Source organism: Desulfobacterales bacterium (assembly GCA_028704555.1).
Lineage (GTDB): Bacteria > Desulfobacterota > Desulfobacteria > Desulfobacterales > JAQWFD01 > JAQWFD01.
Genome location: JAQWFD010000010.1, coordinates 26,039 through 47,508 on the forward strand (window position 1 = coordinate 26,039; position 21,470 = coordinate 47,508).

Genomic DNA, 21,470 nt, shown 5'->3' on the forward strand with positions numbered 1-21,470 from the left:
ATGAAGATTAATTCAATCATAGACCGATATATTTTCAAGGAGATGCTTTCTCCGTTTGCCATCAATTTGATATTTTTTTCATTTGTATTTCTGATGGCAAAGATACTCGAGATTACCAATCTGATCGTTAACTACCAGGTCAGTCTGGTGTCGGTTTTATTGATGTTGATCTATACCATGCCCTATTTTCTGGAATTTGTTATCCCGATGTCCGTGATGATGGCGGTTCTTCTGACCTTCCTCAGATTATCCGCCGACAACGAAATCATAGCGCTCAAGTCCGGTGGGGTGAGCGTTTACCGGCTGCTTCCGCCGGTGATGGCGTTCTGTCTGCTGGGATGCATGATCACCGCATTTATTTCTGTTTATGCCCTGCCATGGGGAAGCCGCTCGTTTAAAGATCTGGTTGTGAACGTTGCCTCATCCAACATGGATATCGGATTGAAGGAGAGAACCTTCAATGACCGTTTCAAAGGCGTGATGCTGTATGTCAATGAAATCCGGATGAAGGACAAGATGATGAAGGATATTTTCATTGAAGATCAACGGGCAAAGGATTCAACGATGATCATTGTCGCACCGGAAGGCCGGCTGCTGACTGAATCTGACCGGGGCATATGGCATCTGAGCCTCCGTAACGGCTTTATCAATCAGGTCAGCCGCCGGACACGGACGGCCAACAGCATTTTTTTTGACCGCTATGATTTGAGACTGGATTTGCCACGGACGGTGTCTGAAATGGCGGACACTTCCGACAAAGTCCGGGAATTAAATTTTTCCGAGTTGAAAAAATATCTTCGCAATGCGGACCAACAGGACGATCGATACTATCTGGCGCTGATTGAATTTCATAAAAAATTTTCAATTTCATTTGCCTGCCTGGCGCTGGGATTGCTTGCAGTTCCCTTGGGAATTCAGTCCAGGTCCAGAAAACGCTCTTACGGCATTGCATTCGGCCTGATGTTTTTTCTGATGTATTACCTGATGCTGGCGGCCGGAAAGGTGTTTGGAGAAGTCGGCAGGTACCCCCCATTGATCGGTATGTGGCTGCCCAATGGGGTCATCGGCGGTTTGGGCGTATACCTGCTGATCCGGGTGGCCAACGAGCGTCCGGTTAAACTGGATGTGTTCACATGGCCGGTCCGGTACCTGATTTCAGTGTTTAACAGAGCAAAACCGACAAAAAAAAGCAGGTAGCTATCATCCCATGACCATTATTCATCGATATATCACGCGCGAGATTGGCAGATATTTTGCCATAGTCGTATTCGTTGTGGTCGTTATTTATCTGACTGTTGATTTTTTTGAAAAAATCGATAACTTCATGGAAGTAAACCTCCCGTTATCCAGCTGCCTGAAATTTTTTGTTTTCAAAATCCCCTTTATCGTTGCCCAGATTGTTCCGCTCGGTGAATTGCTGGCGGTAATCCTCGCGTTTGGTTTGATGAACAAAAACAACGAACTGCTTGCACTGAAAAGCGGCGGGATCAGTATATATTATATGATCAAACCGGTGCTCGTGATCGGTGTGATAGTGAGTGTGTTGTTGTTTTTCTTTTCCGAGCTGCTCGTGCCGTTAACGGTCAGTAAATCCAACTGGATATGGGCGAACAGAGAAGGAACAGCGTTTTCCACCCAGGAAAAAGATATCTGGATCAAGGATAACCGGCTGATGACGCATATCAAATACGTGAATCCGGCCGATCAAACCATCTTCGGAATCACCATCAGTCAGCTTGACGCAAATTTCGATCTGGTCAGGAGAATCGATGCCGAAAAAGGGGTCTACGGCCAGGGGCACTGGACCCTGTACGACATCATGGAGCAGCGGCTCAACCGCGAGACCCGGAATTATTCGGTTGAATTTCATGACCAGCAGGTCGAGACGTTCGGATTTGAACCCGATGATTTAAAGCGGGTGGTCAAAAAATCTGAAGAAATGAATTTTATCGAGCTGTTGGAATACATACGAAAAATTGAAACAGAAGGATATGATGCCACTGTTTATCGGGTCGATCTGAATGCAAAACTGGCTTTCTCATTGGTGTGCCTGATCATGGCCATGGTCGGATCGGGCCTGGCCGTTCGCAGATCGATGAAGGACAGCCTGTCAGTCGGGATTGTATACGGCATCGGGATCGCATTTGTGTACTGGATTTTTTACAGTTTCTGTATCTCGCTGGGCTATGGGAAAATTCTCCCGCCCGTGATTGCCGCATGGGTGGCAAATGTTGTGTTTTTAGGTTTCGGCGGCCTGCTGCTGGTTACCGCTGAATGAGGTGGATCTGCCGTAATGAGACTTTTTTATAATATATGTTATATCATCGCGGTTATTTTCGGTCTGCCCGTTATCCTGTCCGGGGCGATGGTATCGGATAAACGAAGAAAGACCATTTTTAAGCGACTCGGACTGGCATCGGTTCCGGAACGGATTCGGACATCATATTTTCAAAGGCCGGCGCACCCGACGATCTGGGTCCATGCCCTTTCCGTCGGCGAGGTGCTCTCGGCCGTATCGCTGATCCGGAAATTGAAACGCAGATTTTACGATAAGAAGATCATCGTTTCGGTGTCAACCAAAACCGGATATGAGATCGCCCATCAGCACCTGCATGATATTGCCGACTGCCTGTTTTTTTTCCCGTATGACCTGCTGTTTTCAGTGAAATATATAACCCGGCGCATCCGTCCGGATCTGGTGTTGATCGTGGAGTCCGATATCTGGCCCAATTTTATGGCGCAGATGAAAAAGCAGGGCGTTCCGGTATGCTGGGTCAATGCCAGAATGTCAGACCGTTCCTGGCGCAGCTATAAACGGTTTCCCCTCATCCCGAAGCATCTGTTTTCAGGTTTTGCGAAAATCTTCACGCAAACGGATGATGACAGGTGCCGTCTGATCGACCTGGGTATCTCTGCCGAAAGGCTTGTCACCACCGGTAATATAAAGTTCGATCAGCCGGTTGATTCGGTTGATTATGAACAGCTGACCGCCGTAAAACAAAAATTCAATATTGCCGGCCGGCGCAGAATTTTTATGGCCGGCAGCACCCATAAAGGAGAGGAGGCGATCCTTTCCGAGGCATTTTCGGCTCTTAAGCAGATGATTCCGGATCTTCTCCTGATCGTGGTCCCGAGAAATCCGGAACGCTTTCAGAGCGTATACCGGCTTTTCGAATCGAAAGGATTTTCAACCGTCCTGTGGACAAAGCCGGCCCGGGCATCGTCTTCTGATGATCCCCCAGCCGATGTGCTGGTGGTGGACACGATGGGGGAACTCCGGCGGCTCTATGCGCTGGCCGATATTGCGTTTATCGGGGGCAGCCTGATGCCGTTTGGCGGCCATAACCCGCTGGAGCCGGCATCATTTTCCAAGCCCGTGCTGTTCGGGCCCTATATGAATGATTTTGCCCTCATGGCAAAACTGCTGCTGGATTCCGGCGGAGCCATATGTGTGAAGGATGCCCGGGAAATATCCCGAACAATCGCTGATCTGGTTTCTGATGACAAAAAAAGGAGGCAAACCGGTGAAAACGCCCGGAAGGTGTTCTGTGCGAACCAGGGGGCGGTTGAGCGGACTATGTCAGCAGTTGAGTCCGCATTGACGATAAATTCTTTCGAATCTGGGATATAGTCATGCTGCAGCATTTAAGACAGCAGATAGAAAAGATCATCGCTGATCCGGAGCCGGGGCATCCCTCCGTGCTGAAACGGTTGTTATTCTGGATTTCGCTTGGCTATGCCGCTGCGGTTCGTCTGAAAAATGTGCTCTATGACCGGGGCATCCTTTCCGCACAGCCGCTGGATTGCCGGGTGATATCCATCGGTAATATTACCATGGGCGGCACCGGTAAAACGCCGATGGCCATATATGTGGCCAGGCTCGTCAAACAGCTGGGATATAAGCCTGCGGTGGTCAGCAGAGGTTACAGGGGAAAAGCTGAACATGCCGGCGGTGTGGTCAGCGACGGCTGCCGAATTTTCATGCAGCCGGATGAATCCGGCGATGAACCGTATATGATCGCCCGAACCCTGGAACAGGTTCCGGTCCTCGTGGGAAAAGAGCGCTTTGAAAGCGGACGGCTGGCGCTTGAGAGATTCGGACCGGACGTTATCATACTCGATGACGGGTTCCAGCATCGCAGGCTTTCAAGAGATATTGACCTTGTACTGCTGGATAACGCACGGCCTTTTGGCAATACGTATCTGTTTCCCCGGGGGGGGCTCAGGGAATCAGCCCTGTCGCTGAAACGGGCGGATGCCTGTATCATGACCCGGTGTGCTTCCGGGTGCCGGGTGCCGGACGCAGGGGCCGGAAGTTGCGAGGGGAAACCGGTTTTCAGATCGGATCATGTCCCCTGCATGGTCAAGGTCGTTAAGGGTGAGCGACCGATATCGGTATCTGATCTTGGTGACCTGCGGGGCGCTTCGGCAATCGTCTTTTCGGCAATCGCCTGCAATACGGATTTTAGAAGCGCTGTTGAGCGGCTCGGATGCCGGATCGTACGGTATCTTGAATTTTCCGATCATCACTGGTATTCAAAACAGGATATCGTCCGGATTCGGAGCCTTGCGCTGGCATCGGATGTGAATTTGATTCTGACAACCGAAAAAGACTATGTCCGGATAAATTCGACAGCCCGATGGCCGGTGACGCTGGTGGTGATCGGAATTGAAATTTCGTTCGGCGATGATGCGGACCGGTTCCGCAGCTTTCTCGGACAGCGGTTGAAAAAATAAACTGATACCCTGATTTTTGGGCTTGATCATACCTGCAGCCATATTCTCTTACGTGTAGCTTCGAAGTCCCGGCCGTTGCCGGCGTACGACATTGCACGATCGGGGGAAAAGATGCCGGGGCCATGAAGCGTTAAGAAGTGCAAACTGTTTGAGGCTTGCCGAGTTTTTGCGCTTTAGCTTCATGGCCCCGGCATCCCCCCGTATCGTGCTGGAGAAGCCGGAAACGGACGGGACGGCCCTCACGACGTTATGGCCGCAGTTATGATCAAGCCCTGATTTTTAAACTCAATGAAGCATAGCAGGCATGATGCAAGAAAAAAGACCGACGCTCAGCATAGCCGTTATCACGAAAAATGAGGCCGATCGAATCGGTCGTTTGCTCAGCAGTACGTCATTTGCCGATGAGGTGGTCGTGGTGGACTCCGGCAGTACGGATGGAACCCAGCAGCGGTGTATTGATCATGGCGCACGGGTTATTTTCAATCCATGGCCCGGATATGCCGCTCAGAAACAGTTCGCAATGGAGCAGACATCATCCGATTGGATACTCAACCTTGATGCGGATGAAGTCGTATCCGGTCCACTTGCCGAAGAAATTTTAAGCAGGCTTGATACCCCGGCGCCGGATGTAAACGGATTTTCCATGCCCCGCCTCTCCAGATATCTCGGGCGATGGATCAAACATGGCGGATGGTATCCGGATCGGAAAATCCGGCTGGTGAGAAAAGGCAGGAGCGAATGGAAGGGGAACGGCCTTCATGAAAAACTGGTTGTGAAGGGAAAGGTTCAACCTCTCTCTGATCCGATTTTTCATTATGTATACCGGGGAATTTCGGATCAGTTAACCACGATTGATAAATTTTCAGGCCTTTATGCCCGGGAGCGGGGGCCTGCAGGCGGCGGGTTTGTTCTGATCGGAATGCTGCATGCGGCGGGTAAATTTCTTGAGTGTTATGTATGGAAGCTGGGGTTTCTGGATGGGCTTGCCGGGCTGGTCATCGCCATGAATTCGGCGTGGTATGTTTTTCTGAAGCATTCGAAAGCCTGGGAGTTGGGGCTGCCCGGAGAATAACCCGGGGACGCACGTTAATACTTCTTTCTTGACACATATGGTCCATCCCTCTATAACTTCAAAGTTTAACCTTCTATAAAGGGGGCGGTTGTGGAAACGCCCGGTCAGATACAGGGACGGGGAACACCTTACGATACGGGGGATAAGACAAAAGCGGTCATTAACTGATGAAACCCATAGATACAAAATCCGTTCGGAATATAGTGGTACGCTCGGCCAACTGGATAGGGGATGCGGTCATGAGCCTTCCGACCCTGCGGGCCATACGGAATGATTTTCCCCTGGCCCGGATCACCCTTCTGGCAAAACCCTGGGTGGCCCCCGTCTTTCACCACTGCCCCTATATTGATCATATCATGATTTATGAGGCATCCGGCCGGCATAAAGGCGTACCGGGCGTATTGCGTCTCAGCCGGGACATGAGAAAAAACCGGTTTGATCTTGCCGTATTATTTCAAAATGCATTCGAGGCGGCGCTGCTGGCGTTTCTGGCAGGAATCCCGGCTCGTCTCGGTTACAAGACCGATGGCCGTCATCTGCTGTTGACTCATGGCGTTCCCGTAACAGTCGAACGGAAAAAGGCCCATCAGGTGGATTATTATCTGGGCATCGTCGAAGGTGCAAATCTGCCTTCCTGTGGCAATGGCCTGTCTCTGACCGTAACGGAAGCCGAACGCAGACAGGCCGAAGCCATTCTCGGACGCTGCGGTATTGAATCCGGCGATATCCTGATCGGCATCAATCCGGGAGCTGCGTTCGGAACGGCAAAACGCTGGTTTCCCGAACGGTATGCTCAACTGGGCAGGCGTTTGAAAGCGCTGGATCAGCGTATCCGGATTGTTGTATTTGGAGGGCCGGGAGAAAAGGCGCTCGGAGAGTGGATCTGCGGTACTGTCGGCAAAGGGTGTATGAATCTGAGCGGCATGACCAGCCTTCGTGAGGCGATCGGGCTGATCGACCGGTGCCGTCTGTTTATTACCAATGATTCCGGGTTGATGCATATCGCCGCTGCGTTGCATGTATGCCAGCTTGCCATATTCGGCTCCACCAACCATGTGGTGACCGCTCCCTTCAGCGATGAAAGCAGCATGATCCGGGTTTGCATGCCGTGCAGCCCATGTCTCAAACCCGACTGCCCCGCGGGTCATCATGACTGCATGAAAGCGGTGACCGTGGATATGGTGTATGCCGAGGCGGAAAAACGTCTTGTCAACATCCTGCGGGAGTCGTGCTCCGGAGCGGTTGAATGAATATCCTGATTGTGAAATTGAGCGCCATTGGTGATGTCATTCATACCCTTCCGGCGTTGAATGCCATTCGCGCCCATTATCCCGATGCGCATATTACCTGGGTAGTGGAAGAGGCGGCGGCAGATCTGGTGAGGGGACACAGGGCGCTGAACCGGGTGCTGGTTTCCGGACGGAAACGATGGATCAAAGCGCTCAAAACGCCATCTCGGTGGCTTGCCTTGAGGGAGATTTTAACGTTTTTTCAGGAGCTTCGCGATACCCGCTATGATGTGGTGCTCGATTTTCAGGCGTTGCTCAAGAGCGCCATGCTGATCGCTCTGGTCAGAGGAAAACGGAAAATCGGTTTTGATAAAGGCATGCAGCACATGGAGCACAGCTATGTGTTCCTCAATGAGCGCATTGGGCCGGTGGATATGGAAGTCCATGCCCTGCTGAGAAACATGATGATGCTCAAGTCTATCGGAATCAACTCCGGCACGGTTGCCTATGACCTGCCCATACAGCCGGAGCATCGCATCGCAGCGGAAAATTTGATATACGGCGATTGCCGTGAGGCTTCAAAACCTGTAGTGGCGGTCAATCCGGTTGCCAAATGGGACACCAAACTCTGGTCCAACCGGAGCTTTGCCCGTATGGCCGACATTCTGGTTGATCAATATGAGGCACATGTGGTGTTTACCGGATCGGCAGATGACCATGATACGATCGGGCAGATACGCTCCATGATGACGCATCGGGCGGTGAATCTGGCCGGCCGCACATCGTTGATGGAGCTTGCCGCGGTGTATGAAAAAGCGGATGTCGTCGTGTCGACGGATACCGGTCCCATGCATCTGGCCGCTGCTGCCGGCACGCCGGTCGTTGCATTGTTCGGCCCGACGGCACCGTGGAGAACCGGACCCTATGGGGACGGGCATCGGGTCCTGAGGGCTGATGTGAGCTGCAGCCCATGTTTCAGGCGCCTGTGTCCGTCCATGCAGTGTATGAAGTGCATTGGCGTGCGGCAGGTTGTCGGAGCGGTTGCCCAGCTGCTGAATCCGGACGGTGTCAAGCCCTGATCCGGCATTGCCGTTGAATTCAATGCCGGCTGGAAAATAATTTAGGAAGCTGTAATGGATATTTCATTTGTTATCGTCAACTGGAACACGAAAGACTACGTGATCAAATGCCTGCGGTCCATTTTTCAAACGGTCAGGGGATTGAGCTTTGACGTATGGCTTGTGGATAATGCGTCTTCGGATGGCAGCGTCGAGGCGGTGAAAGACAGGTTCCCGCAGGTCCATGTGATTGAGAACGCTTTGAACATGGGCTTTTCCGCAGCCAATAATCAGGCGTTTCGAAAGATGACGGGCAGATATGCGCTGCTGTTGAACTCCGACGCCGAGTTGACGATGGGCGCAGTGACTGAACTCTTCCGTTTCATGGAGGAAAATCGGGATGCAGCCATTGCCTGCGGTCAGCTGTTGAATCCGGACGGCTCCCGTCAGAATTCCATCGCAAATTTTCCTTCGTTATGGTCCCTGATGGCGAACGAAACACTGCTCCAGATAGCGTTCCCACTAAAATATCCCGGAAAGCGAAGGCGGTATACGGCGCCTGTCGAGGTGGAATCCGGAATCGGAGCGTGCCTGCTGGTTAGAAAAACGGCAATGGATGCGGTCGGTTATCTGGATGAGGCCTATTTTTTTTTCCTGGAAGAAACCGATTGGGCATACCGGATGAAGAAAAATGGCTGGAAGGTATATTTTGTTCCAACTGCCCGGATTTTTCACGCTCAGGGGAAAAGTGTCGGTCAAAATGTCAAAGCCCGGATGCTGTTTTATCATTCCCGCTACCTGTATTTCAAAAAATGGCACCGGAACCTGTTTCCTCTGATACGGCTGACGGTTTTTTCCAGACTGCTGGTCAATACCCAGTTGACATTTCTGGGTGTTGTGTTTTGCGCCGGGTTGAATCGGGGGCTTAACAGAAAACTTGACACATATGCCCGGCTGATCAGGTGGCACCGGAACGGGTGCCCGAAACCATAACAGAAACGTGTTGCAATGATTGTCAAGGAAACCTGTAAACTGCCGAAATACCCGCGGCGCATTTTACTCATACAGCTGGGGGATATCGGAGACGTTGTGCTGACAATGCCGGCCATCAGGGGGCTGCGGGAGCGTTTTCCCGAAAGTACACTGGCCGTTGCGGTCAGGGGAAAAGCCCGGCAGCTGATTGAAGACTGCCCATGGGTCGATGGCGTTATCTCAGTAGATACCCCGAAACTGTCTCTCTGGCATGCCATTTCGTATCAGAAAAGGTTTATTTCGGATCTTCGTAAATGGGGCTTTGACCTGGCCATTGAACTGAGGACCGGACACAGGGGAGCGATACTGGCATTTCTTTCCGGAGCCCCCTGCCGGATCGGACGATTTGCCGATGACGGCCGATTGTGGCGCAACAGGCTGTTTACCCATCTTGTACGCCCACAGCCTCACGAGGAGCTTGCCCGGTATGCTGCTGAACATCATTTCAATATTCTTTCCCCGCTGGGGGCATTCCCCGGAAATAAAATTCCTCAGCTGTACGTGCCCGGAAAGAGGATAAAAAAGGCGGAACAGATTTTCAGAGAAGAAAATATGCCGCCGAATTGTCCGGTTATCGCGTTTCATCCGTTTTCCCTCTGGAAATACAAGGAGTTGGAAATACAGCAATGTGTTTTGTTAATCGATTACATCCAGAATACCTGGGGGGTGGGCGTTATGATTACCGGTTCCCCGGATGAGCGGGCTCGTGCCTCACAAGTTGTTGACAGATGCAGAAAACCGGTGGTGAACCTGGCCGGCAAAACATCCATCGGTGAGTTGCCGGCAGTGCTCAGGGGCTGCCGCCTGTTTGTGGGTGTAGATACGGCTGCACTCCATATTGCCGCCGCTGTCGGGGTGCCGACTGTCGGGATATTCGGTCCGTCTTCGCCGGTCAGCTGGGCGCCGAGAGGTGAGCAGCACTGCATCGTGTCCAAAAATATGCCGTGCGATCCCTGCAGGCAGAAAGGCTGCCAGAACAGTGAGAAAAGCCGCTGCCTTGAAGCATTGACCTTTGAAGAAATTGCGGCCGCTGTCGATGCACAGCTCAGGCGTTGAGCCGGGATGTGGAAAAAGGACCGCGTGCTGAGGACTGCGTCACAGAGATTGAAATTTTGTTTCAGAGGCGTGAGGCTATCATTCATAAGCGGATCGGGTGCATTTAACGGGATCGTTTCATTCGAACTTTTTACGGGTTCGTCATACTCAAATCATAAAGACTATTCATGACAGGTTATCGGGTTCCTGATGATGATACATACCCGTATCGGTATCTGCCGATACTGGTTTTTGTGCTGGGATTTTTCATCCGGCTCTATGCCTGCTGCTTTACCTTTATCATCAATCCGGACGGGGTGCTGTATATCCACCAGGCCCGGGCGCTGTTTTACGGGCAATGGGACGCGGTGACGTCATGCGGGCTGCCGGATCTGTCCGTGTATCCGATTCTGATCGCCGGGGCGTTTGCGCTGCTGCACGACTGGATGGCTGCGGCCCGGGGCGTGTCGCTCGTATTCGGGTCGGCCCTCCTGCTTCCGGTCTATTTTACGTTGAGGCGTTTTTTCGATAGAAATGTCAGCGCAACGGCGACGCTGATATTTGCATTGATTCCGGTGATGGTCGGGCGCAGTGCGGATGTTCTCCGGGACCCGGTCTGCTGGTTTTTTCTGGCCCTGGCAATCTACGGGTTCGTCACGTATATGGACCGGAAAAACAGCTGGTATCTTCTGCTTTCGTCAATTTGTTTCATCCTGGCGTCATGGGCCCGGATTGAATCCATTTTGTATGCCGGGATATCCTTTTTATGCATGTTGCCGGTGAAGCAGGATCGTAAACTGCGTCACCTCATGGTGTTTGTACTGCCCTTTTTGTGTCTGGCCCTCGTTTCTATCATCGGTGTGACCGCCTGTGACATGTCGGTCAATGATCTGCACCGGGCAAAATTGCTGGCAAACAAAATGTTCCAGCCGTTTTACCGTTACAGTCAGCTTCAAATGGAACTGGCGCAGTTGTCTGCCGGGTTTCAGGATGATTTTATGGAGTTTTTCCTTCCCGAGGCGCGCGCCAATCTGTGGCTGGTTGCCTTCGGTACCCTGCTCAACCGGGTGCTGGAAGCGTTTTTCTATCCTTTTGCGCTGGTTTTTGGTATCGGACTGGCGGGAATCGGCAGGCGGATAAAAACCGATCGCAGAATCCTGTATCTGTCGGCGCTGACGGTGTCGGCCGCGGGGTTGCTGTACCTGCACACGCTGGACACCTGGGCGGTTTATTACCGGTTTATCGTTATTATGATCCTGCCCTGTGCCGTGTTTGCCGGATTTGGAATCGAAAAGATCCGCAGCGCGATTCAGCACAAAATCCGGGTCGGGGAGGCCGGGGCATTGGCCCTGATCGTCTTTTTGATTCTGGTATCCGGTCTGCCCAAGAACTTGTATTATCGCGGATATGACAAGCAGGTGTTTCGGCAGATTGGCGAATCCATTGCCGGGCGGCAGGACCGGTCCCGACCTGTGGAGGTCGCTACATCCAGCCAGACGCACCGGTGGGTTTCGTTTTATGCCAACCTCGGTTTTCCGGGGGCTGCCTGCCCGGAATCCGGAGCGATGAACAACTGGGAACAGGCTGCGGCTGATGAAGCAGGCTTTATCCGGCATCTCAAGCAGAATAACATGCGATATGTGTTATGGGAGCAACGCCGCTGGCCGGCAGGTGCCGCGGATCCGGCAAATTCGTTGCGTGATGCCGGATTTGTGGAACTGGGTCGATGGAATCATCCGGATACCGGACAGATGATTTTGTATGAGTTGAGGTAAACGATAATTTTTTTTCTCTGCGCCGCGAGCGAAGCGGGCGGTGTAAATATTTTTTATATTACCGCGTGCAGCAATGGAAACTATTTTTTGTCATAAAAAGCAGGATGCCGCTTTGAATAAAACACCTCATGCCGTCGAAATATCGGTGATTATCGTAAACTACAATACGTCCGAGTTGCTCTGCCGGTGCCTGGATTCCATTGCCCGGCAGACAGGGGTTTCATCGGAAACCATTGTGGTGGACAATGCATCGAGTGATGACAGCCGGGTTATGATTCGAAAAAATTTTCCATGGGTCAAACTTATTCCTAACGAAAATAATCAGGGGTTTGCCCGTGCCAATAATCAGGCGTTGGATCTGTATACGGGGCAGTACGTATTTTTTCTGAATCCGGATACAGAAGTCAAACCCGGTGCATTCAGACAAATGATCCGGTTTATGCAGGCGCATGCCCGCGTCGGTCTGGCCGGCACAAGGCTTTTGTACCCGGACGGATCCCCTCAATCTTCCGTGGAGCGGCATTATCCCGGGCAAAAACACCTGAAGGGGGCTTTTGACAGCCTGGCTGGAGATATCGCATGGGTTCTGGGTGCCAGCATGATCGTCCGGCAGGAGATCATTCAGGCGCTGAACGGCTTTGATGACGAGTTTTTTCTGTATGCCGAAGATATCGATTTATGTCTGAGAGTGCGGAAAGCCGGATGGACTGTCGGGTTCATTTCCGAGGCGGTCGTGGTTCACTGGTGCGGTCAGAGTGAACGGAAAACGCCTCCGCTGCACGTCTGGGAAAAGAAATTTGATGCGGAAATCAAATTTTACCGCAAACACTATCCTGCCGCCGCTGTCCGGGCGATTGGCCGGGACAATGTCCTTCAGGCCTGCTGGCGGATTCTGACGTTAAAGCTGGAACTGATGGTTGCCGGGGATAAAGAGATAGCCCGCCGTAAACTTGAAAAATATCAGCTCGCACTGAAGACGTTTCGCGCCTTGTAACCGGCAACCTGAAAAGGGATTTTTTAAGGCTTTTTATGAGGAACATGTTTTGGCAAAGTTAAAAATTGCAGTCGTCATTCCCAGATATGGATTGATCGGCGGGGCCGAAACGGTGGTGTTCGAACTTACAGAGCGGCTGGCCGGCTTTGAGGATTTTGAGATCCATGTGTTTGCCAACCGATGGCGATGCGGCCAGGCGCCTGTCACCTTCCACCGCGTACCGGTCATCGGTTTTCCCCGGTGGCTGGGTCCGGTCAGCTTCGCCCTGTTCGCCCGAAGGAGGATCCGGTCGATCGGATGCGATATTATTCACAGCCATGAGCGTATCTTTGAAATGGATCTGTTTACGTTTCATGGCATTCCTCATGCAACCTGGATCAGGGAAGCCAGACAGAAGCGTCTGAGCCTTTTTGACAGGGCCACTGCCCGGGTGGAGCAAAAGGGGATTTCCGGGGCGGGCGCACCGCTTATTCTGCCGGTTTCAAACCTGGTCAGGGACGAACTGCTGAAGGTATATGACCTTCCGGACAGCCGGATACAGGTCGTTCATCCCGGTGTGTCGGTCCGGCGGTTTTCCGATCCGGATCGAACCGGTTGCCGGAGCGAGATTCGTAAATTGCATGGGTTGACTCCGGAGGATGGGGTTGTGTTGTTTGTCGGGATGAATTTTGAGATCAAACGGCTGGATCTCGTGATAGGAGGCCTTGCCGAAGCGTCTCGTAATTCGCCTGATTGCAGGCGGATGAAACTGCTTGTCGTCGGCAGGGGAAACACGGAAAAATATCGGAAGCTGGCGCAAGAATTGGGTATTGCCGAACAGGTGATTTTTGCAGGGGTAACCCGTGAGGTTGAAAAATATTATCTGGCCGCGGATATCCTGGCCATGCCGTCACATTTCGATACCTTCGGCCTGGTTGTTCTTGAAGCCATGGTTGCCGGACTGCCGGTGATTATTTCGGAAAAAGTGGGAGCAAAAGATTTGATCAAATCCGGGCAAAATGGTTTCGTGTTATCGGATTCTGCAGATGCTTCGGAGATGGGCGCTGTCCTGGCTGCGTTGGCAGATCCGGACAAACGGCATCAAATGGGGAAAAATGCCCGGAAGATTGCCGTCAAATGTGACTGGGATCATGTTGCCAGCCAGGTGGCTGAGATCTACCGGAGGCTTGGCAGGGAAAAAAGAATTTCTAAATAAACCAATGTGATACCGAAGCCTCTTCAGGTTTCGGTATCGAAAGCCTCACGTTACGGATTTCATGGACCGGATGACGCTGGTGGTGCTCACGCCGTCGATCAGCGGGATGATCACGGTTTTTCCGCCCCGCCTCTCAACGATATCGTGCCCGACAACGGTCTCCGGCGAATAATCCCCGCCTTTGACAATCACGTCGGGTTCAAAGGCCGCAATCAGTTCGATCGGGGTATCCTGTTCAAAGATAACGACCATGTCAACGCACCGGATGCTGGCCAGCAGGGCCGCGCGGTCCTCTTCCGGCATCACCGGCCGGCAATCGCCTTTCAGGCGTTTGACCGATATATCTGAGTTGAGTCCCACCACCAGTTTGTCGCCTTCATCGGCAGCGGCATGTAAAAGCTTGATGTGGCCGATATGCAGGATATCAAAGCATCCGTTGGTGAACACAACGCGTTTGCCTTCCTCTTTCCAGTCTGAAATGATCCGGGCGGCCTCGGCCGGATCGCAGAATTTTCCGGTCAGGTTGAGTTTTCTGCCTTTGACGGCGGTTTTGAGTTCGGCGCAGGAGATCGGCCGGGTGCCGATTTTACCCACGACAATGCCGGCGGCCGTATTGGCCAGCTCGGCCGCTTCAGCTACCGTCAGACCGGCGGCAACGCCGGCCGCCAGAACGGCGATAACCGTATCTCCGGCACCGGATACGTCAAATACTTCCCTGGCCTCGGCGGGGATATGAATCGGGTTTGCGTTTCCGGAAAATAAAGACATTCCCTGGGGCCCGCGGGTTACCATCAGATTCGAAAGCGCCAGTTGTTCGATCATGCGTCTGGCCTGCTGTTCCAGCTGCCGCGGGTCCTGTTTGTCAAACGGGGCTGCCAGGTTAAATTCAGCCAGATTGGGGGTGATGCAGGCGGCGCCGGCATAGCGTTTCCAGTTGTTTCCCTTGGGGTCCACGAACACCGGAATGTGAAGGGGCCGGCAACGGCGGATGATGTCCTGCGCCAGCGTTCCCTTGAACATTCCTTTTCCGTAATCCGATATGATAACGGCACCGGCATCCGTCAGGAGGGCGTCCAGCCGGTCGAGAATCTGCTGCTGCAGCAGTGGTGAAATCTCGGAGGGATCTTCCTCATCCAGCCGCACCAGTTGCTGACCCTGACCGATAATTCGCGTTTTGGTGGTGGTCGGCACGCCGGCGGATACGATCAGGTCCTCCCGGATACCGTTTCGGGCAAACGTTTCGGACAACGCTTGTCCGGATATATCGTCTCCCCGGACCCCCAGCAGGGTGGCGGGGCATTTGAGTCCGGCCAGATTGAGGGTGACGTTTCCCGCACCTCCCAGGGTGCGTGTTTTTTCCCGGATCCGAACCACGGGTACCGGCGCTTCCGGGGAGATACGCTCTACGTCTCCCCACAGGTAGACGTCCAGCATGACATCGCCCACCACAATGACATGACATTTCGAAAAATCGGGATATGACGTCACAATACCGGCCCCCCGGTCAGAGCGGTTTCGATCATTTCCGCCCAGACGTGGAGAATAAAGATATGCGCTTCCTGAATCCGTGCGGTGTTCTCATATGGAATCAGGATAGACTGATCCGAAAAACCGTTCAATTTGCCGCCAGATTTGCCCAGCAGCGTAATTGAAGCAATCTTCATCTCACGAGCCCTGGCGACGGCTTTGATGACATTTGCCGAATTTCCGGAAGTGGAAATCCCCAGAAGCATATCGCCTTCCGAGGCAAGTCCTTCCAGCTGGCGGGCAAAGATGTCATCATAGGAATAATCATTGGCAACAGCGGTCAGGATTGACGAGTTGGTGGAAAGGGCAATCGCCGGCCACGCCCTTCGTTCTTTGTTGAATCTGCCGACGATCTCCGCGGAAAAATGCTGGGCATCGGCGGCAGAGCCCCCGTTGCCGCATACAAATATCCGGTTCCCGTTATCTATGGCACGGGTAAACGCCTCGCCCGCCGCCACAATGGCGTTTTTGATGCGGGGAAGGCATTGGAAACAACTCAAATGGTCATTGTACAGCCGGTCAAACATTTTCAGGGTAATCCTTTACGGGCATGTAGCCATTGTATCTTATTCCGGTCAAAAGGGCACCGGGGGAGCATCCGGTCCCGCGGTCAAAGACAGGGGTCGGATTCATTGAGATACCGGGTAATGTAATCATGAGTCCCTTCTTCGAGACTGGTAAACTGAACCGGACAGCCGGCGGCGGACAGTTTTTCCATATTCGCCTGGGTAAAGTACTGATACCGGTCTTTTAAATGCTGCGGCATCTCGATATAGTCAATCTGTTGTGCAACCCCCATCGCATCAAACACGGCGAGGGCCAGGTCCTTCCAGGTGCGAGATTTTCCCGTGCCGACATTGAAAATGCCGTTGATTTCCGGATGCTGCACCAGCCACATGATCACTTCGACACAGTCCTTGACATAGACAAAATCTCTGAGCTGGCCGCCGTCAGGATATTCGGGGCGGTACGATTTGAAAAGGCTGATTCTGCCGGTGTCTTTGACCTGAAAAAAGGACTTATAAATCACGCTGCACATATCAGCCTTGTGATATTCATTGGGCCCGTATACATTGAAAAATTTCAGGCTGGCCACCTTGTTCGACAGATTTTCCCGGAGCAGCCACAGGTCAAACAGCTGTTTGCTGTAGCCGTACATGTTCAGCGGCCTCAGAGCAGGGATTAAGGCTTCATCATCAGAAAATCCCTTTTCTCCGGCTCCGTAGGTGGCTGCACTGGAAGCGTTGATAAACCGGATTTTCCGTTCTATGGCGTATCGGGCCAATGTCCTTGAAAAATGGAAATTGTTTTCCATTAAAAAATCAGCGTCCCGTTCGGTCGTTGACGAACAGGCCCCCAGATGGACAATCGCTTCAATTCCGGTAAAATTTTCGCGCAGCAGCTGTTCTATAAAAACAGTTTTGTGAATATAATCTTTATACTGCCGGTTGACAAGATTTTTCCATTTTTCGGATTGGGCAAGGTTGTCGACAACCAGAATATCGTTAATTCCTGACTGGTTGAGTTTCCAGATGAACGCGCTGCCGATGAATCCGGCGCCTCCGGTTACAATATACATGGCATGCTCCCATATGTGACAAGGTCAGGGTTGAATAGACGATTTGGTAAAAAATCCATTTCGCGTTACAGGGACGATCCCGTTTGAATCATCCCGGAAAGTTAGCCATATTTTCTGAGATTGTTCAAGGGTAAAAAACGGTCGTGAGTGTTTCGCCGGATGGGAAACTGTTCGTATTCATGGGGCGTCATCAGCCGCCGGTTAAAATGAATGCCGGCATCGATCCGAACCGGGAACCTGACCCCGGCGTTTCAAAAGTCGAGAATGCGGTAGTGCCAGGGCGTCCACGGGTGAAGCGGTGTTCAGCTGCTGCAACCCCATGTCAGAAAAGGAGATACGGCATTATAAATTTTTGCCTTGACCATCGTCTCGGCCACGTTGTCGCGGAACTCCGCAGCAACTTATTCGGAAATATGGCCGAAGACAGGATCAAGCCCCAACTTTCACATCCGGATGTCATTATGAGTCTGTTTTATTCTTCATAATTTTGTTTATACAACCATGGGGTTAAAAATTGCATGGAGGAATGGGGAAAAAATTGATATAGATAAGCCGCATGATGATCAGGGGCATGCTTTTTGGTTTTGAAAGTTGTAGGGTTGTCTGATATAGCTTGAAAAAATGTTTGCGTCAGAAAACTTATCCGGTTATGGCCGGTGATGGATGAATATGAAATGAAGGAGACAACCATGTCGACTATCTCTGAGGAACTGCTTGAAATATTGGTTTGCCCGAAATGCAAGGGGGCTGTACATCTTGTCCGGGCTGAAAACGTCCTGGTTTGCGATCGCTGTCGCCTGGCCTATGAAATAAGGGACGGTATCCCGATTATGCTGATCGAAGAAGCCAGGCGGGTAGAGGAATGATCCATTGAGCACACCCAGAGAATCCAAACCGGCGAAACTGGTTATCAGCCTTTTTATGAAGGACAAAATTCTTATTGAACCCATATCCGCACAACTGGTCGAAAAATTCGGTCCGGTTGATATGATCAGCTCGTGGTTTCCGTTTGATTATACATCCTATTATGAGTCTGAGATGGGCACCCCGTTGTTCCGGCGGATGATGGTCTTCAAAACGCTTATCGATCCGTGCGCGTTGCCGGATATCAAGCTTTTTACCAATACGGTAGAACACGGCTGCGCCATGGGGGAAAAACGGCAGGTCAATATAGATCCCGGATATCTGGTCCATGAACGGTTCGTACTGGCTACCGGGAAAAATTATACCCACCGGATTTATATCGGACAAGGAATATATGCCGATCTGACGCTGATCTTTACCCGAGGCGCTTTTCAGACACTGCCGTGGACGTACCCGGATTATGCCCAGGAGAATCTGAAGGCCTTTCTTGAGCAGGTCCGTAAAAAATATGTACTGGATTTCAAGGAGATAGATGGGATAAAACCCGCTGAAAAAACAGGGGATAACATATATGATTAAAAGTATGACCGCATTTGCGGCAGTGGAAAAAACCGAAAACCAGCTGACCGTTTCAACGGAAATTCGAACGTACAACAGCCGGTATCTGGATGTTGTGCTAAGGGTTCCTCAAGGATACGCCAGTCTGGAAGAAAAGATAAAAAATCTGATATCAGAGCATGTGATCCGGGGCCGTGTTGAAATAAAGCTCGTGATTCAGGACGCCTCGGAGGAAGTTTACGGATTTGAAGTCAACGAAGCCAAAGCCAAAGCCTATATGGGGGCGCTGTCCCGCCTGAAGGATCTTTTCGGGATCAATACGGATGTAACCCTGGACATGCTGATGGAAAACGGCGGGCTCATCAGGCCCGTCGATATCAGACAGGATCTGGAGGCGTGCTGGGCGATTGTGCGGGACTGTCTGACCCGGGCACTGATCGATCTGGATGCCATGCGAAAGCGGGAAGGTGATTTTATTGCCCGGGATTTTGCCGGCCGGCTCGATGATATTCAGCAAAAAGTATGCCGGATTGAAAATGCTTCGGCTGACTTGCTGGCGTTTTACCAGAACCGCCTCCGGGAGCGTATCACCGTTCTGACGCAGGGGATGGTGGAGATTGATCCGGGAAGAATTTCGCAGGAAGCGGCGTTTCTGGCAGACCGAAGCGATATTTCGGAAGAAATTACCCGGACGAAAAGCCATGTGCTGCAGTTTCGGGAGTTGATGGAAATGGATGAACCGGCGGGAAGAAAGCTGAATTTTCTGCTTCAGGAATTGAACCGTGAGTTTAACACGATGGGATCAAAGACGGCCAATGCCGCTATATCTCACGTTATCGTCGACGTCAAGTCTGAGCTTGAAAAGATCAGAGAACAGGTTCAGAATATTGAATAGCTTGCTGCCAGCGGTGAATGCGCCGCTGCGCATCAGATTCTGGTGATAGTCGATACGGGTTTGGGGGGGGGCGATGGAACAGAGGTTGTTGAATATCGGATTTGGAAGTACGGTGGTTGCCGATCGGGTCGTGGCGATAGTCTCGCCGAATTCCGCGCCCATAAAGCGCCTGAAAGACGAGGCCCGGAATGAAAATCGACTTGTCGATGCCACTCATGGGCGTCGAACCCGGGCTATTATTGTCATGGACAGCAATCATATTATTCTTTCGGCGATCCAGTCGGAAACCATATCTCAACGGTATCAGATAGTGAAGGAATCAAATTGACCCCGGCGTTGATTTGATGGATCGGTTGAACAAATGGTATTATCCACCAGCAGCATTACTGCAGTCTCAGGTGCCAGGCAGCGGCGACTGTTTATAATATCCGCCCCCTCCGGTGCGGGCAAGACGACCCTGTGCCGGGCCGTATTGGGCCGGTTTCCGGATATGCAGTATTCCATATCCCATACCACCCGGTCGCCCCGTAAAGGAGAAAAAGACGGGGTGGACTATTATTTTACTTCAATACAAGCGTTTGAATCCGGCATAAAGCAGCACAAGTGGGCCGAATGGGCACGGGTATATGACAATTACTACGGGACATCCGCTGAATTTATTGATGCCCGGATTAAGGCCGGCAATGACGTGCTGCTGGATATAGATGTGCAGGGGGCCTCACAGATTATCCGACGATATCCTGCGTGTGTAACCATTTTTATCATGCCGCCGTCATTGGAGAGCCTCAGAGAGCGGCTGGTGACCCGTGAGACAGACAGCAGCGAGGTTATTGAGAAACGGCTGAAAATCGCTGTGGATGAAATAAGCCGGAGAAATTTATATCGTCATGTCATCGTCAATGACAAGTTGCCGGATGCCGTTGCTGAACTGGTCTCCATTATCGAAATGTATCGTTTAAACTAACACCCCTCGATGAATTCGCAACTTCGTTCCGGAAAACAGATAAGGACAGATGTGAAAAAAACAGAGTTGATTTATGGCTTTCATCCGGTAAACGAGGCACTGAAGGCGGCTCGAAGGCAGATTTATAAACTGTTTCTGGCAAAGGATAAAAAGGCGGAACGCTATGAAAGCCTTGTAACGACGGCGCGTGCGCTTGGCATTTTTGTCGAAATGGTGAATGCCTCGCAGCTGGCTCATATGGCCGGATCTGATGCTCATCAGGGAATCGGGGCGGAAACAGGCCCGTATCCGTTCGCTCAGCTTTCCGACATTACCGATGTCCCGGAATTTATTGCTTCCAATCCGTTTTTACTGCTGCTTGATAATGTGCTGGATCCCCACAATCTCGGCGCGCTGGTCAGAACGGCGTTATGTGCCGGCGTAAATGGGGTTGTAATTCCCAAAGACCGGGCGGCCGCACCGACGCCGCTGGTATCCAAAACATCCGCAGGCGCCATCGAGCATGTCAGGATTGCCCGGGTTACCAATATGGCCAGCACGATCAATTCGTTGAAGGAAAGCGGACTCTGGATAGCCGGGATGGATAAATCCGCTGAAAAGAGTATCTTTGACAGCAATTTGAGCGGGCCAACCGCTGTCGTTATTGGCGGCGAGGAAAACGGTATACGTCCTCTGGTGAAAAAACAATGCGATTTTTTGATGTCAATTCCTCAGATCGGGCAGTTTGATTCTCTCAATGCCTCTGTGGCCGGTGCGGTTGTGTTATATGAAACATTCAGGCAGCGCCATGTCCATCAGCAGCTCTGACAGGATTTGCCTTGTACGGGACTGTCTCTCGCGTTTGCTGAAACAGTGCCTGGACGAAAACAATACTTTTTTAAGCCATCATCAATACCCCGCTTGAAATAAGCTGATTCATCTGCAGTGATCATCATTTGTCATGTATTTCCGGGTAT

At 51.7% G+C, this 21,470-nt stretch carries 22 protein-coding genes; 19 read left to right on the top strand and 3 right to left on the bottom strand.

The genetic code is table 11. The features are described from left to right. From lptF to PHQ97_05545, 12 genes are all read left to right on the top strand, one after another. Complete coding sequence (lptF, locus tag PHQ97_05490) at nt 1-1,197, top strand: LPS export ABC transporter permease LptF (GenBank protein MDD4392189.1); 1,197 nt, start codon at nt 1-3, stop codon at nt 1,195-1,197. A gap of 10 nt (nt 1,198-1,207) precedes the next feature. Next, nucleotides 1,208-2,278: an LPS export ABC transporter permease LptG gene (lptG, locus tag PHQ97_05495; protein MDD4392190.1), complete on the top strand. Its 1,071-nt coding sequence runs from the start codon at nt 1,208-1,210 to the stop codon at nt 2,276-2,278. 15 nt (nt 2,279-2,293) lie between these two features. Further along, nucleotides 2,294-3,631 (top strand): 3-deoxy-D-manno-octulosonic acid transferase, encoded by a 1,338-nt coding sequence (locus PHQ97_05500; GenBank protein ID MDD4392191.1) that lies wholly within the window; start codon nt 2,294-2,296, stop codon nt 3,629-3,631. Between the two features lie 2 nt (nt 3,632-3,633). Further along, complete coding sequence (gene lpxK, locus PHQ97_05505) at nt 3,634-4,737, top strand: tetraacyldisaccharide 4'-kinase (GenBank protein ID MDD4392192.1); 1,104 nt, start codon at nt 3,634-3,636, stop codon at nt 4,735-4,737. 304 nt (nt 4,738-5,041) lie between these two features. Beyond that, nucleotides 5,042-5,809 (top strand): glycosyltransferase family 2 protein, encoded by a 768-nt coding sequence (locus tag PHQ97_05510; GenBank protein ID MDD4392193.1) that lies wholly within the window; start codon nt 5,042-5,044, stop codon nt 5,807-5,809. 167 nt (nt 5,810-5,976) lie between these two features. Beyond that, on the top strand, nt 5,977-7,059 hold the full coding sequence (waaF, locus tag PHQ97_05515) for a lipopolysaccharide heptosyltransferase II (protein ID MDD4392194.1): 1,083 nt from the start codon (nt 5,977-5,979) through the stop codon (nt 7,057-7,059). Beyond that, nucleotides 7,056-8,117, top strand: a complete 1,062-nt coding sequence (gene waaC, locus PHQ97_05520) for a lipopolysaccharide heptosyltransferase I (protein ID MDD4392195.1) — start codon at nt 7,056-7,058, stop codon at nt 8,115-8,117. Before waaF ends, waaC begins: the two co-directional genes overlap by 4 nt. 54 nt (nt 8,118-8,171) lie before the next feature. Continuing rightward, nucleotides 8,172-9,089: a glycosyltransferase family 2 protein gene (locus PHQ97_05525; protein MDD4392196.1), complete on the top strand. Its 918-nt coding sequence runs from the start codon at nt 8,172-8,174 to the stop codon at nt 9,087-9,089. A gap of 15 nt (nt 9,090-9,104) precedes the next feature. Further along, the gene (locus PHQ97_05530; GenBank protein ID MDD4392197.1) at nt 9,105-10,184 is read left to right on the top strand and encodes a glycosyltransferase family 9 protein; all 1,080 of its coding nucleotides are present in this window, start codon (nt 9,105-9,107) and stop codon (nt 10,182-10,184) included. Nucleotides 10,185-10,351: 167 nt separating this feature from the next. Beyond that, nucleotides 10,352-11,938 carry a glycosyltransferase family 39 protein gene (locus tag PHQ97_05535; protein MDD4392198.1) on the top strand — a complete coding sequence of 529 codons (1,587 nt, stop codon included), beginning with the start codon at nt 10,352-10,354 and terminating at the stop codon, nt 11,936-11,938. Between the two features lie 112 nt (nt 11,939-12,050). Beyond that, nucleotides 12,051-12,932: a glycosyltransferase family 2 protein gene (locus PHQ97_05540; protein MDD4392199.1), complete on the top strand. Its 882-nt coding sequence runs from the start codon at nt 12,051-12,053 to the stop codon at nt 12,930-12,932. A gap of 49 nt (nt 12,933-12,981) precedes the next feature. Continuing rightward, the gene (locus PHQ97_05545) at nt 12,982-14,127 is read left to right on the top strand and encodes a glycosyltransferase family 4 protein (protein MDD4392200.1); all 1,146 of its coding nucleotides are present in this window, start codon (nt 12,982-12,984) and stop codon (nt 14,125-14,127) included. Between the two features lie 45 nt (nt 14,128-14,172). Here the strand turns inward: PHQ97_05545 and hldE are convergent, their stop codons facing one another. From hldE to rfaD, 3 genes are all read right to left on the bottom strand, one after another. Further along, on the bottom strand, nt 14,173-15,615 hold the full coding sequence (gene hldE, locus PHQ97_05550; protein ID MDD4392201.1) for a bifunctional D-glycero-beta-D-manno-heptose-7-phosphate kinase/D-glycero-beta-D-manno-heptose 1-phosphate adenylyltransferase HldE: 1,443 nt from the start codon (nt 15,613-15,615) through the stop codon (nt 14,173-14,175). Next, on the bottom strand, nt 15,612-16,181 hold the full coding sequence (locus PHQ97_05555; GenBank protein ID MDD4392202.1) for an SIS domain-containing protein: 570 nt from the start codon (nt 16,179-16,181) through the stop codon (nt 15,612-15,614). Before PHQ97_05555 ends, hldE begins: the two co-directional genes overlap by 4 nt. 83 nt (nt 16,182-16,264) lie before the next feature. Further along, nucleotides 16,265-17,233, bottom strand: coding sequence for an ADP-glyceromanno-heptose 6-epimerase (gene rfaD / locus PHQ97_05560; protein MDD4392203.1), 969 nt, complete (start codon nt 17,231-17,233; stop codon nt 16,265-16,267). A 143-nt stretch (nt 17,234-17,376) separates the two neighbouring features. Between rfaD and PHQ97_05565 the strand changes: the two genes are divergently transcribed. The 7 genes from PHQ97_05565 (at nt 17,377) to rlmB (ending at nt 21,321) form a co-directional block, all read left to right on the top strand. Continuing rightward, nucleotides 17,377-17,718, top strand: a complete 342-nt coding sequence (locus PHQ97_05565) for a hypothetical protein (protein ID MDD4392204.1) — start codon at nt 17,377-17,379, stop codon at nt 17,716-17,718. A gap of 204 nt (nt 17,719-17,922) precedes the next feature. After that, complete coding sequence (locus tag PHQ97_05570) at nt 17,923-18,099, top strand: Trm112 family protein (GenBank protein ID MDD4392205.1); 177 nt, start codon at nt 17,923-17,925, stop codon at nt 18,097-18,099. A gap of 4 nt (nt 18,100-18,103) precedes the next feature. Beyond that, entirely contained in the window at nt 18,104-18,676 is a 573-nt protein-coding gene (locus tag PHQ97_05575) for a DUF4416 family protein (GenBank protein MDD4392206.1), read from the top strand. Beyond that, a complete protein-coding gene (locus tag PHQ97_05580) occupies nt 18,669-19,550 on the top strand; it encodes a YicC family protein (GenBank protein MDD4392207.1) in 882 nt (293 codons plus the stop codon). The genes PHQ97_05575 and PHQ97_05580 overlap by 8 nt, the downstream gene beginning before the upstream one ends. A gap of 73 nt (nt 19,551-19,623) precedes the next feature. Beyond that, nucleotides 19,624-19,878: a DUF370 domain-containing protein gene (locus PHQ97_05585; protein ID MDD4392208.1), complete on the top strand. Its 255-nt coding sequence runs from the start codon at nt 19,624-19,626 to the stop codon at nt 19,876-19,878. Between the two features lie 33 nt (nt 19,879-19,911). After that, nucleotides 19,912-20,514, top strand: a complete 603-nt coding sequence (gene gmk, locus PHQ97_05590; GenBank protein ID MDD4392209.1) for a guanylate kinase — start codon at nt 19,912-19,914, stop codon at nt 20,512-20,514. Between the two features lie 51 nt (nt 20,515-20,565). Further along, nucleotides 20,566-21,321, top strand: coding sequence for a 23S rRNA (guanosine(2251)-2'-O)-methyltransferase RlmB (rlmB, locus tag PHQ97_05595; GenBank protein ID MDD4392210.1), 756 nt, complete (start codon nt 20,566-20,568; stop codon nt 21,319-21,321). Nucleotides 21,322-21,470: the final 149 nt, after the last annotated feature.